The following is a 15,397-nucleotide window of genomic DNA, read 5'->3' on the forward strand; positions in this document are numbered from 1 at the left end:
ATAAAGTCACTTTCCCCAGCCTGTCGGCGTTTCACTCAATATCATTTCAATGGATTTCGCATTCATTAATTCATCATGTTTGATAAACGGACTATTCCAAACTTTTCCATTCACCTTACACGATTTAATGTAGACATTACCTTTCGAGACATTCGCCGTTATTGTCAAGGTCTTTCCAGATGAGAGTTTTATCACCGACTTCGGATACAACGGTGCATTCAAGTAATAATAATCCTGACCTGCATTCGGGAAAAAGCCAAGCGAACAAAACACATACCATGAAGCCATGGACCCTGTATCATCATTTTCCGGATAGCCTAATAAATCATAGCCTCTAGCCATAATATCATGCACCCAATAAGATGACAAATCAGGACGACCGGCATGAGTAAAAGCGCGAGTGGCCAGAAATCCAGGTTCGTTAGTATATCTAATCAATCGATGTTCAAAACCATAAACCAGACGTTCTACAAATTTATCTTTTCCCCCCATCAATTTTATCAGCACATCAAAATCATGAGGTACATAATAGCTATATGTCCAAGAAGAAGCTTCATAAAAAGGAGATGTCCAAGAACCTCCATAGCGAACAGCATCTATATTAGCAAAGACTCCATCCTCTGTTTTAGCATCAATGAATCCCGTGTAGCCGTGACTTTCAAGATGGGGATTCCAAAGATTGATCCATTTATGGCTGCGCTTGAGATATTTTTTATAATCAGCTTCATATCCAAGTCCCCGTGCCATAAGCGCCACACTATAATCATTATACGCAAACTCTAACGTTTGGGAGGTACTCATTATACCAGTGGGAATCCATCCCAATTCTTTGTACTTTTTATATGTATCCGTCTTTACACCGGACTTGAAATACCCTAATCTTCTGTGATCCGCATTATATTTCACAATCTTATATGCCTCATTCCAATCAATTCCTTTTACACCCTTAAGGTAGGCATCTACTATGACGTGATCTACATCATTTCCTCCTTGTTCTCCTGTGCGATCTACACTTGCCGTAAATCCGTCATAAATGCAGCCATTATGCTTGAAACGATCTATTAAAGCTAGAATATTATCACGCATGGCCGGTTCATCCATCAAAGTCAACAGCGGGTAAGCTGTTCTAAAGGTATCCCAGAAAGCATAATTGTCATCCCAGAAAGGTTCCTTGCTATCCCATTTCGAATTATCAAGCGAACGGTCACGAGCCAAAGTAAACGAACGATATAATGCAGAATAGAATATTATCTTCTGTTCTTCCGACGATGTTTCTACATCAATCGAATTTAATTTACTTTCCCAACTATTCTTTCCTGACTCTTTTACTCTCTCAAAATCCCAATCAGGAATTTCTTTCAACAGTAGTTCTTCTGCTTTATCACAACTGGTAAATGAAATAGCTAATTTTAGCAAGATTTCAGTTTTCTCCTTTGTATCAAATTTGCAGAAAGCACCAATATGTTGTCCGGGTTTTTGTTTCCCTCTTTCAAGAACATGCTCTCCCCGCAATATTTTATCTCCTTCCCACATACCCACTTCTTCTGCGGGTCTATTATATTGTCCGGCCAAATGCAGATAATATGGAGCTCCAGGCCAGCCACCATTGAACTTTATTGTCATCCTAATTTTATTCGCTACAGAATCCAACTTCACTGAGTTTTCCAGAACTGTTCCTTTCATTTCTGTGGCTATATCACCTATAATACTTTGCGAAGCATCAAAGACAAGATATGATTCATCAGATGCAGGATAGGTAAAACGATAAATTGCACTGTAATGTGCCGGGGCTATTTCTGTAACAATATTATAGCGGTCTAAATTAGTCTTATAATAATAAGCTTTGGTAACATCGTTTGAATGAGGAGAATCATGTCCTTTCAAGTCAATATCCAATCCAACTTGAGGTGACACCAGAAAATGACCATAAGAGCTCCAACCTGTTCCACTAACGTGTAATTGACCAAAACCACGAATCGGATAATTCGGATGATAGCCATCCATTCCACCTTTCTCTGTTTGAGGAGAAGGATTAATGCTCCCGTACGGAAGCTGTGGTCCTATCACACAGTTGCTTCCACGCTTATCTATAGCACCAATACTGGTGTTTACATAATCCACACTTTTTTCCTCGGCTCTGCCAAATAAAGAAAAAAGAAAGAAAAGAAAACATAATAGTAAGTTCTTCATAATATTAATCTTAATGTCAATCATCTATTTATAATCCCCATCTGATAAGAAATCCCTTGCAACGGCTGTCCACCCCCCACTGAAATCTGAACAGCTCCTTTCATCGGTATGGGATAACCACTCCTATCAATCACCTGCAACTCTTTCTCCGGCAAAAAGAATGAAACATTCTTCGTCTCTCCTTTTTTCAGATGAATACGTTGAAACCCTTTTAAAGACCGGATGGGTACACGGAAAGATGCTTTCCCGGACGAGACATAAAGCTGTACCACCTCATCACCGTCCACTCCACCTACATTCTTCACATCGGCACTGACCTGATATCCGTCAGCCACCTTTGCTATTTTCAGACGGCTATAACTAAACTGGCTATAACTCAATCCATAGCCGAAAGGATAGCGTACTTCCCCTTTAAAGTAACGGTATGTACGGTTGTCCATGCTGTAGTCCTCAAAGTCAGGAAGGTCTTTTTCACTTTTATAGAAAGTCACCGGCAAACGACCTGCAGGATTGTAATCGCCAAAGAGTACGTCGGCAATAGCCAATCCACCCGCTTGCCCCGGATACCATGCATTGAGGATGGCCGGCAGATTCTCCGCCTCCCACTCCACAGCGACAGCACTACCCGTAAGCATCACAAAAACAACCGGTTTGCCCGTAGCAACCAATTCTTTCAACAAAGCGGTCTGTACGCGGGGAAATGAAATCGTTTCACGGTCTCCGCCTTTGAAGCCTTCGGCAAATACCTTCATAGACTCACCTTCAAGGCTGGCAGAAATTCCTCCGGCAAAAAGAATGACATCGGCATCTTTCACTGCACGAGCTGTTTCTTTGGGGTCGGCATCCCACAAATGCCCTACATCAAATTTCAATTCGCTAATGTCAGTATATTGCCAGTATTCGATAATCACTTTATAAGACTTTCCCTCTGTCGCAGAAAACGTATAATAAGTTTGCCCTTTTTCTGAATCTATGCAAAGCTGATTATCCACATACAATTTATAACCGTCATCCCCTAAAAGGTACAAACTTATCTCTCCCGAACCTGCCGGACGAAACTCTGCTGTATAACGGATTGACATCTGATTCGCAGCTATTCCGGATGTGAAGGCTTCTCCGTCACCATGTTGAAAGTTTATCTCCGATTCCATTTGTACCGCTACAGGCGCTCCCTCCAAACGAGGATTCGGGAAATATTCTGCTTGCAGCCCCTTTTTACCATTGTAGCTGAACTGGTCTGGATCAAACTCTGAACGAAAGACCTGCGTATCCACATAGCCGCAGCCCGGTTCATAAATCAGTTCTACTTCCTCGCCCACTTTCTCACGCAGCCCGTCCATGATGGACCAAACTTTGGTTGGATAGCCGTAATAATTTCCCAACATCACATTCTCATGAACTGCATTCGGTCCTACCACTGCTATTTTCTTCACTTTCTTACTAAGAGGAAGTACCTGGTTGTCATTTTTAAGCAACACAATGGATTGCCTTGCCATATCAAGAGCATGTTCTTTGTGAGAGGTACTTTCCAGTACATCCGTCGTTATACGGGAATAAGGGTTCCGGTCTATCGGATCGAACATACCAAGGCGCAAACGGATTTCAAACAAACGTTTCAAAGAAGCGTCAATCTGTTCTTCCGTAATCAAGCCTTCCGCCACAGCCAAATTCAACGCATGATAGGCTCCGTTATTGGAACATTCGCAATCTGTTCCGTGAAGCACGGCATCTGCAGATGCAGACTGTGCGTTCGGATGGGTCTTATGAGTTCTATAAAAGTGATTGATTCCGCCACAGTCGGAAGTCACGTAACCCGTGAACCCCCATTTATTGCGCAGAATATCCATCATCAACACATCGTTTCCACAACAAGGCTGTCCGTAGAAAGCATTATACGCACACATCACACCACTCACCTTCGCATCGACTATCAGTTTTTGAAAAGCAGGCAGATAGGTATCCCAAAGATCCTGATTGGAGACTTCCGCATTAAAAGTGCTGCGGTTCCATTCCGGTCCGCTATGTACGGCATAATGTTTGGCACAGGCAGAAGCTTTTAAATAATGAGGGTCATCACCCTGCAACCCCTGTACAAATGCCATGCCGAGCTGTGAAGTAAGATACGGGTCTTCACCGTACGTCTCCTGTCCCCGTCCCCAACGTGGATCGCGGAATATATTCACATTAGGGCTCCAAAAGGTAAGCCCCAAATAGATGCCTGACTTCCCCTTTGCCGATGCGTCATTATAGATAGCACGTCCTTCATCGGAGGCATATTCCGCCATTTTTTGCAAGGAACTTGTACTCCAAGTGGCAGCCATACCAATAGCTTGCGGAAAGGAAGTGACACGATAAGGAGAACGTGCCACTCCATGTAAACACTCATTCCACCAATTGTAAGCAGGGATGCCCAATCGTTCTATAGCGGGAGCACTATTCATCATCTGCCCTATCTTTTCTTCTAAAGTAAGAAGAGAAACAATATGATCCGCCCGTTCCTCTACCGTTTTGTCTGGATCAAGAAAAGGTAAGCTGTACTGGGCCACTGCATGAGCACCGCAAAGGGCACTGATGCAAAGCATTAAAAATCTTCTTTTCATTATAGATATTGATTTAGTGCCTGTTTCTACATTTTCTTATTTAAGACACCATTTCTGATTCTTGTCTTGCACTATTTTATAGTTCTGTTTAGAATTTGTTTCACTAACCGTCAACGAGCCGTCTTCCGCAATCTGCAACACCCATTTTTCACCCCGGTCTTTTGATTCGAGCGTATAAGCATTCCCCTCCTGTCTGCTATTCCAGCTATCCAAAGCACTAGGCGTATCAACAGTAATGGTATGAACCACTAAACGATTGGTTTGTGGAACCGTCTCTTTAAAGCGCATCATAATTCCGGTACCGGGAGTTCCTTCGCTGAATTGGTTGGGAAGAATATGATAAGCATCGTGCACCAGCGCATACATCGGTCCGTCTAAAGACTTCTTTGAAGCGTAATTGGTGATTTTGATACCTGCATTTCCCCGGATAGCACTAAAGTTGGAAGGACGTGAGAACTGATAATCCAAATTGCTGTCCCGATTATTCAACAGCCAGTTCCAAGTAGTACGTAAAGGCTCGGATGACTCAATACGGTCTACCACAAACAGCGCATTAGAACCACACAGCAAAATGAAACGGGCATAACTCTGCAAAGGCGCGCCATACAAATCTGCCGCATCCGATGCCAGAACAGAAAGTGTTCCCTTATGAGCATCCAACAATCTTTTCCCACCGATAGAAACGGGAGCTTCGCCTGTTTTCTTGCCATTCATCAGTTTCATCGGACGATTGATTCCGCCACGCTGATCTAAAACCCGTGCCGGAACAGATGCTGTCCCGGGTACTTCAAAAGTACAGGTATTGTGACTGGCGGCACTTACGTCCAATGCTCTTGTTATATTCCGATAGCAAGTATGTCCCGGGTCTACCAAAAGACGTTCTCCGTTATGTTCCAGCATAAAACTGTTCACATCTCCGTGCAAATGGGCGGATGCATGACGCGCTTCCGCAGGAATCCGGGCGGCAAGAATGGTTTTTCCACCCCACACATCACGCAAGAAAGCATCTCCTCCGGAGAATGTTTTCAATTCGCTATAACCGGCTTGAACAGGAGAAATCGGTTTGGCTGCGTCAGCCAGCATCATAACGGAAAGGAAGCCGAAGTCATTTATCATTCCGAAACTTGCCAAGTCATGAGGTACGGGTTCGTTTGCCGGAAAATAAAGAGAATCAAACAACCAACGTGCCATGCCAGCTTGAGCGGGAAGTTCATCCTTTGCACGAGCTGATATGTGAACTAATAAATCACCGGAGGGTCTGAATATCGACGCACAATCTCCAAAGTTTGCGCTACGTGACAGATTGGCTAAAGGCCATCGTGCCAACGGCTTGCGATAAAAATGAGCGTAAGAAGCCCAATCTACCAATCGTGCGTATGGATCCAGCGTCGTTTTACCTATATGATTGGAACGGATCAATGCTTCATGCCCCAGCATAATACCATACGCTGCATAGTTGGCATACTGAAGGGACTCTCCATAACTTCCGTCCGGTTGAAAATGATCTAAAGCTACAGGCAGATAATTCATTGCGTATTGCAGATATTCTTTCTCTTCCAGAACAGCTGCCGCAACAGACATTCCCGCAAACAAAATACAATTCCAGTTATGAAAGAAATCCGAATGTTCCAAATAACGGCGGCATGGCAACATCCCCTTTTCCCGCAATGCAGCCTTAATCTCCTCTTGTTCAGAGAGAGTAAATAAATCCGAAACCATATCTAGAGAGATAGCTACCCCCCACGTCAAATGTGCCGTTTCAAGTCCTCCGACCATATTACCGCCACCGCCATAACCACGGAAACGGGGACCTGCCCAATCGGCCAAAGGACGGCGCACGATGCTCAGAACATTGCTCCGAAGCCATGAACCTACTTTATCCGATGGTTCCAAGGCATATATCAAAGCGGCATCTGTCAGATATTCCGAGGTGTGATGCCACCATTCGGTTGTGGCAGAAGGGTCTGTCAGATTAGGAGTCAATGCACGTTGGTTAACCCGCAACTTAATAGCTTGGAACAGTTCCGCTACCTGCGATGTCTTATCAATATCCTTCAACAATTTGTATTCAGTTTCATTCAGGAATAACCGCCCACCGGTACGATTATTTTGGGCAATCACCGGTATAACGCAAAGATACAGCATGAATAATGCCGTTAGTAACTGATAGATGTTTTTCATGATGTATTGTTTATTTTTCAGAATAATAAAGATTCAATCTCTCCCAAGACTGTCCGTTGAGCATTTCATTCCATTTCTTGAAGGGAGAGAAACGAGGATCGCCACTCCATCCAGCCCCTACATAATAGGTAAAAGGTTCACCGGACTTTGCATGAAGCAACACGACTTCATCTTTTTCGACTGTCCGGTAATCCACGATCCGGGAAGGGTCGGCAAATACAGCAGTAGCCAGTTGCCCGTCTTTCGCACTGATTTCTTCCATCAGAGCCAGCCCCCCGGTATCCTTTTTCGTATTGACTATCGCTTTTCCCATATTTGTGAGACCTACGGCCACGGTTATGTCTTTCCCGTCTTCCGTTTCGAAAGTAGAAGTCACTTGATAAAAGTTAGTACCGTTTATCATCCGTATTCTCTTTTTCTCATACACCGTTACCCCATTCGCCTGAAAAGGATAATAACTCAATTCAAACTCTATCCCATCCTCGTCGTTCCGGTAGATACGATAATTGGCATAAGGCCCTGGTACAAATAATTGTCCTTCCGTATATACCCCGGTACCGCCACATCCACGATAAAAGCCCATGTGATAGAAGTCGTACCCTTCGCCACGATCCACATGGTAATCCAAACCTTTGGCGTTTAAAGCATACCAGTTGTCTATGACAGAGTGAGCAACCGATTTTGCCCAGACATCGACTCCATTGCCTACTTTATCTTTCACCGTGCGTGCATATACCCGAAAAGCGATCCGGTCATTTTCCCAAGCAATGTCTTCACTGCGTTCCGGTACAAAACGGACGTATGTCTTAGGTAATTTCTGCGTAATGGCAGACCCCATCTCTTTTTCTAAAGATAATTCTCCGATACCCATCTTCAATGCTTGAGCAAAAGCAAGTACCACCGGTCCAAAAGCATGAGAATCGTTGTAATAAGTAGGATGTGACTTATAATCTTCCTTACTTCCACTTTTAGGACAAAGGCAGCTCCAGCAGGCATTACTTACAGAACCATCCTTTGCAATGTATGCCGCAAGTCCCCGAAGCCCTTTTTTAAAATGTTTCATGTATTTCTTATCCAGAACTTTTGCCTGAATAGCTATTCCCATACCATAAAGCAACAATCCGGTACCGGAAGTCTCGGCATAAGACCCCATATCAGTCATTTCCTGATGCCACATGCCATTCTCATCCTGATATTTCAGTACGTTCAAGTAGAAATCCCGGGTCAGTATCTCCACCTCCTTGCGCTGTGGATGACTTTTGGGAAGATCACCTGCCAACGCACTCAAAGCCAGTGCTCCCCAACCATTGCCACGGCTCCAGTTGTCTTGAGAAACCTCTCCTTTGGCTACAAAGCCACGTCCCTGATGAATAAGTCCGGAGTGATGGTCCGCCAAAATACGGAAAAGCTCCAATGTCTCGAATACAGCCAAATCTATATAATGCTGATTGCCTTCGCTCAATCCGGCATAAAGCAAATAAGGAGAGACAGCAAATGCCATATCTATAAAAACCTGATCCTTTTCTTTTGATACCCAACTTGGTATCAACAAGTTCTCACTGGAACGGCTTTGTTTCTCTACCATTCTCCGAGCAGCTTCCGCCACCTGTCTCTTCAAAGTAGGAGCCACACCTCTATAATGAAGCAGAGCCGCACCGCTGCCACCGGCTTCATAACTGATAAAACTGCCGCCACCTTTTATTTCTCTGGTTCCAAAACGTTCCATAATATCGACGGCACAATGCAGCAGACTATCCGAAGAAGAAGCAAGAGCCAATTCACTCATTCCTTGTAAAAGCAAACTTCCTTCATAACCCTTAATATTTGATTTCTGTATGCCTTTACGCAAAACGCTTTCAGCCACCTGACGAGTTGATATAAGAAAACCGTCTTTAGCTTGCAAAGCCACAGACAAGCATATTAATGCTAATATAGATACTATTCTTATCATAATCTTCTAATTAAGAAACGCAGTATTCAGAAAAAAGCTATGCTTCTTCTGAATACTGCAAAGATATTAAAAGTTCCGTTTCTCCAAATAACGATTCAGTTCTTCCTTCGACATCGGCAACTCACCCTTATAATTAATCACCCAATTCTTAAAGTCCTTATTAATCTCATCACTCCATACACTGTCAATCTCCCCGGCAGTATATTTATGTTCTCTGATTCTTTGTTGACCGAACTCATCTGTCAATGCAGTAAATTCAGCTGTCAATACGATATGCTCTACTAAATGAGCTGGTATAAACAACACACCATGCTTCTTTGCCAATACGGCATCTCCGGGCAATACTGTTGCATGTCCGATACGGATAGGCGTATTGATGCCGGTCAACAGAGTCTTACGCATATAAGAAGGATCAGAGCCTTTTATCCAGCCGTTGAATCCCTTGATTTTCCGCAAACCTTCCATATCTCTGACATGACCATACACAATGATACCTCTTTTTGAATTGGCAAAAACACCACTGCCTAAATTAGAACCAACCACCGTTCCGTATGACTCCTTGTTATACGCATCAGCTACATAGACATCCCCTTCGACTAAGGTGGTAACCGCCCAAGATACCGTTCTGCGCTGTTTCCAGTTTCTTCCTTCTTTCTTGCCTTGTTCTATCACCTGATTCTCCAAATCCTGACGAGCCGGCATGAATTGTGCTGTCACTGCCCGCCCCGTCATCACATCAGACTCCGTTTCATCTATTAGACTCCATTCACCTTCATATTGGTTATGATAGCCCAATTCAATCAATTCTGCCCAAGCTTCCTCAATGGTCACTTTCTTTAATCTTTCCAAAAGATTATCGGACACTTTGGGACGACCGTCTTCAAAACGTTCTCCTTTCCAATCAGCCGTCAAAGCCTTTATATATTCAGGAGAAGCCCCTACCCGTTGTGCATTAGCTCCGGCACAAACAAACAAAACAATAAATGCTAATGATACAAATCTACGTTTCATCTTTCTATTCTATTTTTATTTATTATTCCTATTAAAAAATCTCAAGCACCTTATCCCAATTCATAAGGATACCCAAGGTTATGCGGAAACCATTTTTTTCATCCTGAATTGAATTATTTAAAATTGAACACTGCCTTATCCTTGATATCACTAGCCGAGGCTCCTATCAAAACTTCAAAATCGCCCTCTTCGGCAACCCATGCCTGTTTTCTGTCATCATAGAAGCTTAAAGCTTGTTTATCAATAGTAAAAGTGACTTCTTTTTCCTCACCGGTCAACAAGGACACTTTTTCAAATCCTTTCAGTTCTTTCTCCGGACGAGGCAATGACGATTTCTTATCTTTGATGTAAAGTTGCACGATTTCCTTTCCTTCGCGAGAGCCTGTGTTTTTCACACGCACTTTAACGGTTATCGTTTCATCGGCTGTCATTTCCTTCTTGTCCATACTGATCTTGCCGTATTGGAACGAAGTATAGCTCAAACCGTGTCCAAAACAAAACAAGGGTTTCAGTTTCTGCTTGTCATGCCAACGATAGCCTACAAAGATACCTTCCTTGTATGTCACTTTAGTATGGTCACCTGGATATTCTCCCAGCGCATGAGCCGAGTTATCAGCTAACCTCACGGGGAAAGTAAACGGCAGTTTTCCAGAAGGATTCGTATCTCCAAAAAGGATGCTTGCTAAAGCATTGCCTGCAGAACTGCCACTATACCACGCTTCCAAGATGGCAGGAACCTCATCCACCCACGGCATGGCTACCGCATTGCCACTGATAATAATTACCGCTACATTTTTATTAACCTGCGCCAAAGCTGAAATCAAAGCATCTTGTTCGTATGGTAAACTCAAGCTTTCACGATCCACACCCTCACAATCCTGATATTCATTTTTGTTCAGTCCACCGATAAAGAGTACCAAATCGGCATCCTTAGCTGCCTCTACGGCTTCCCGACGCAATGCAACAACATCTATTTCCTTTCTCACCGGTTCTTTCGCACCTTTCAAGTCCTGCTCTTTCTGCATAGGTGATTCATACCCTTGTACAAAATCGACCTTGATATTCTTTCCGGCGCGCAGACGTATTCCTTCCAATGGAGATACTTCCTTCTTCACTTTTAAGGAAGAAGAACCACCGCCAATGGTCAGACGCTTTATCGCATTCTCCCCCACTACCAATATTCGTCTCACATTCGATTTAACAGGAAGCAACCCTCCCTTATTTTGGAGCAGCACCATGCCTTCTTCGGAAATGATTTGTCCAACTTTTGCATGTTCCGGAGAAGCAAAGGAGCCGTATGGTCTGTTGCGGCTCATCGTCGTACGAAACACTAAACGAAGAATACGCCGCACTTTATCATCCAATTCGCTCACACTGTATTTCCCTTCACGCAAGCCTTTCAGATAGGGCATAGCCATGTAATAGTTGTCGTATGCATTGCTCGCTCCCCAATTAAGACCGTTCGTCCAACTACCGAATTCCATATCCAGTCCGTTTTCTATAGCCTGCTTGGTATCGTGTACGCCTCCCCAGTCGGAAACGACTACTCCGTCAAACCCCCATTGTCTCTTCAATATCTCTTTCAACAAATATTGATTATGGCAACAATGTTCATTTTTATACTGATTGTACGCTCCCATAAGCGCCCATACCTTACCCTCTTGCACAGCCGCCTTGAAAGCCGGCAAGTAGATTTCATGCAAGGCTCTGTCATCTACCTCTACATTGACATGATCGCGGTCTATCTCCTGATTGTTGAGAGCAAAATGTTTCACACAAGCAGCCACACCATTCTGCTGCACACCTTGTATATAAGGTACTACCATACGGGAAGCCAAATAAGGGTCTTCGCCCATGTACTCAAAGTTACGTCCATTGAGCGGTGTACGATAGATGTTTACGCCCGGTCCCAGCAAGACGTTTTTGTTGCGGTAACGCGCTTCTTCCGCAAGATTCTTTCCGTAAAGACGGGCTATCTGTGGATTCCATGTAGCCGCCAGACAAGTCAAGGCAGGAAATGCCGTACAAGAATCATTGGTCCATCCGGCACCCACCCATTCGTCCCATGCTACTTCCTGACGAATACCATGAGGACCATCCGTCATCCAGTTTTCAGGAATACCCAATCGGGGAACACCCGGTGAACTGAATTTGGACTGCGCATGACACATAGCAACCTTCTCTTCCAAAGTCATTTTAGACAGAGCATCTTTCACCCTCTCCTCTATAGGTTTATCTTCATCAAGATAAACAGGAATATTGACATTCTGTGCCTGAACAACTGAACATGACAGGCAGAACACAGTTAATGATAAACGAATATACTTAAACATTCTATTTCTTTTTATTACAAATGATACAACTATAATAATCCTAAAAACAGTCTTAATACCCTATCTACACTATACAAATACCAACTTCTTAAAATCCTAACCTTAAAAAAACAAGAAACAACTTGTCTGCCTTTTATCTAATTCCTACACATTTCTATCTTCATCGCAAATCCTCCACCAGGTGCCAGATGAGTACTTAATTACCATCTTACACAACATTGTCGCTATTAAATAAGAGGGAAAAAACGTTGTATGCCTATAAGCCATAATCAATAAAAAACACTTTTCTGAAAAGTACTTATAAATCGTAATATTGCCATGGTATTATTTGTACTCCACTAGTATGGTGATAAGACACTAATCAACGAGCAATCCCCACCAAAAGACATCCCAGCATATATCATGCATGATTCTTCATACATGATTGCTGATTTTTGATAACTATATGCAGGGATTTGCTAACCCCTCCCTCCTCCTTCTGCAGTACATTTGCAACAGAAAGCAAAACTCGTTTTTAAACCGAATTAATCTATATAATATGAAAACTGATATCAAAGCAATCGTGGCATCCGTAGTTTCCGGGAATCAATATGCTTTCAGGCAATTCTACGATCTTTATTACTTGAAGATTTACCGTTTCATCTACTATTTCCTGCAAAATTCATACGATTGTGAATCGGTGGTATCGGATGTATTTTGTCTCGTATGGGAGAAACGTCACTTACTGGAAAATGTGGAGAATATGGATGCTTATATATACCAGATCAGCAGAAACGAATCATTTCATTATCTAAAAAAGAAAAACAGCGAACAGTGTATATCTATTGATGAGGCATTCGCGGATATTCCTTTGACTGCAGATTCAGTAGTAGATACAATGACTGAACATGAAATGATGCAAGTCTATCGGTTTGCTGTAAATAAGTTACCGGAACGATGCAGAAATGTCTTTCTGATGGTACGCGAACAAAAACTCTCTCATAAAGAAGTTTCCGAAATTATGGGAATCACTCCGGGCACTATTGAGGTTCAGATGAACATAGCCATAAAGAAAATAACCACCGTAGTGAAGGCTTACTATCCAAAACTGATGGCTACCGAATACAAATAAAAAAACGCTGTATCAATCATAAAAAGGGACTATGTCAAAAATACACCTTCTACTCATAATGATAGCTTTGCTTCCGTCAGTTTCCGGCTATGCCAAAAATAAACAATTGGAAAAAGATGCCGTTCCGTTTTTCGGCGCACAAATATTCATTGAACCTGGACAGACACAACCCCAGATAGAAAGCTGGTTCAAAACACTAAGTGAAAATGGCATGACCGTATGCCGTATCCGAATGTTTGAATCGTATATGTTACAACCTGACGGCAATTGGGACTTTACACTTTTCGACTATGCTTTTCGGGCTGCTGACAAACATGGTATAAAAGTGTATGCTACCTTCTTCCCCGCTACAGAAAAGACAGACATTGGAGGATGGAAATTTCCGAAAGATGAAGAGCAGAAAAACGCCTTTTCTCAATATATCAAAGCTTTAGTTACACATTACAAAGATTTCTCCTCACTTTGTGGTTGGGTAATCATTAACGAACCGGGCACAGATGGTCATTATCCACAAACGGATTTTTTTCAAAGCGCACGTATGCAATGGAACGAGACTCATCCTATAAGGGATTTTAAAGAAAATGGATTTCCCATTCTGATGACAAACCGCGATAAAGAGTTTCTCAACGAATTTACTACCGAATTTCTGAGCTGGATAGCCGGAGAAATAAGGAAATACGACACGTCACATGACATTCATGTCAATCCGGCGGCTGTCTTCTCCAATTATGGAGAGTACGACTTTCCCTCTTGGCGTCATTTCCTTACCAGTCTTGGCGGGTCAGCACACCCGTCGTGGCATTTTGGATATTTCACCCGTCAACAATACTCTTTGGCAATGCTTGCTCTTGCCGAGATTCTTCGTTCCGGCGCAGGAGATATGCCGTGGTTCATGACAGAAATACAAGGTGGCAACAATACCTACAGCGGTGGTAATGCCATGTGCCCCACTTCTGAAGAAATAGCTCAATGGCTATGGATTGTTCTGGGTTGTGAAGGTAAAGGTGGAATCTTTTGGATGCTTAATCCGCGTAGTTCAGGCATAGAAGCCGGTGAATGGGCGATGATCGACTTTCAAGGAAAGCCTTCCGAAAGACTGACATCCGCAAAAGAAGTGGCAAAAGTAGTAAGCAGCTACACTGATATTTTCCGTAATCCCCGCATTATATCATCGGGCATAGACATCATCTATATAAAAGAAAGCTTATGGGCAGAGAATCTGATGGGAAAAAGCAGTGACCGATATCAAGGACGCAATCATGGAGCAGTGATAAAATCTTCCATTGCCTGCTTCAAGGCACTGACGGAAAGAGGGCTGAATGTAGGCCTGAAAGAGATTAACGAATATGATTTCTCTCAAGCCGACTACACGGGACGCTCCATTGTCATCTCCAATCAGATTTCTATCCCTACCGGCTATCAGAAGAATCTGGAAACATTTGTTTCCCGTGGTGGTACCCTCTTGGTAGAAGGACTGAGCGCTTTCTTTGATGAAGACTTGCACAATACCATGAATACAGGATTCACCTTTGAACGGCTGTTTGGCAGTAATATCTCGGAATTTATCTTGAAAGATGATTTATTCACAATAAACACAGGCAAACATAAACTACCTGTCCACCTCTGGCAAGGTAAAATAGCGGATAAGACAGCTCCTGTATCGGAACATTCTTTTGGCAAGGGACGCGTTATCTGGTTTCCTTCCAATATCGCTTTGGGGGCTTGGGTATCAGACAATTTCAAACCATTGTCTGACTATCTGTATGAAACACTTCCGAAATCAGCCAAAGCCCTATCGTTTGACAGACATCATGAAAATGTATTGCTGAGAACATTGGAAACAGACAAGGGAAAACTGCTTATCTGCGTAAACAAGTCTGAAGAGAAGGAAATCATCACGCTGAATAATCTGAACGTAATCGCCAAGTTAATTCCCATATACGCCAGTCCTGATTGTTCCGTAACTGGTAATAAAATAACGATGCACCCTGACGGCATATTAGTAATGATATTATAAAAA

The 15,397-nt window shown here is 43.0% G+C and carries 8 protein-coding genes; 2 read left to right on the plus strand and 6 right to left on the minus strand.

The window, feature by feature from the left end:
• Positions 1-6 precede the first annotated feature (6 nt).
• The 6 genes from GD631_RS00560 to GD631_RS00585 form a co-directional block, all read right to left on the minus strand.
• On the minus strand, positions 7-2,190 hold the full coding sequence (locus GD631_RS00560) for a GH92 family glycosyl hydrolase (protein WP_185911545.1): 2,184 nt from the start codon (positions 2,188-2,190) through the stop codon (positions 7-9).
• A gap of 20 nt (positions 2,191-2,210) precedes the next feature.
• Entirely contained in the window at positions 2,211-4,790 is a 2,580-nt protein-coding gene (locus GD631_RS00565) for a glycoside hydrolase family 3 C-terminal domain-containing protein (RefSeq protein ID WP_143257676.1), read from the minus strand.
• Between the two features lie 36 nt (positions 4,791-4,826).
• Positions 4,827-6,971 (minus strand): heparinase II/III domain-containing protein, encoded by a 2,145-nt coding sequence (locus GD631_RS00570; RefSeq protein WP_143257675.1) that lies wholly within the window; start codon positions 6,969-6,971, stop codon positions 4,827-4,829.
• Between the two features lie 10 nt (positions 6,972-6,981).
• Positions 6,982-8,922 (minus strand): DUF4861 family protein, encoded by a 1,941-nt coding sequence (locus GD631_RS00575; RefSeq protein ID WP_143257674.1) that lies wholly within the window; start codon positions 8,920-8,922, stop codon positions 6,982-6,984.
• 66 nt (positions 8,923-8,988) lie between these two features.
• Positions 8,989-9,933, minus strand: a complete 945-nt coding sequence (locus tag GD631_RS00580) for an RraA family protein (RefSeq protein ID WP_143257673.1) — start codon at positions 9,931-9,933, stop codon at positions 8,989-8,991.
• A gap of 113 nt (positions 9,934-10,046) precedes the next feature.
• Entirely contained in the window at positions 10,047-12,266 is a 2,220-nt protein-coding gene (locus GD631_RS00585) for a glycoside hydrolase family 3 C-terminal domain-containing protein (RefSeq protein ID WP_143257672.1), read from the minus strand.
• A 538-nt stretch (positions 12,267-12,804) separates the two neighbouring features.
• Here GD631_RS00585 and GD631_RS00590 point away from each other — a divergent pair.
• Both GD631_RS00590 and GD631_RS00595 read left to right on the plus strand, forming a co-directional pair.
• Positions 12,805-13,377 carry an RNA polymerase sigma factor gene (locus GD631_RS00590; RefSeq protein ID WP_185911546.1) on the plus strand — a complete coding sequence of 191 codons (573 nt, stop codon included), beginning with the start codon at positions 12,805-12,807 and terminating at the stop codon, positions 13,375-13,377.
• A 31-nt stretch (positions 13,378-13,408) separates the two neighbouring features.
• Positions 13,409-15,394, plus strand: coding sequence for a hypothetical protein (locus GD631_RS00595; protein ID WP_143257670.1), 1,986 nt, complete (start codon positions 13,409-13,411; stop codon positions 15,392-15,394).
• Positions 15,395-15,397 lie beyond the last annotated feature (3 nt).

It is taken from the genome of Bacteroides luhongzhouii (assembly GCF_009193295.2).
GTDB classification, from domain to species: Bacteria; Bacteroidota; Bacteroidia; order Bacteroidales; family Bacteroidaceae; genus Bacteroides; species Bacteroides luhongzhouii.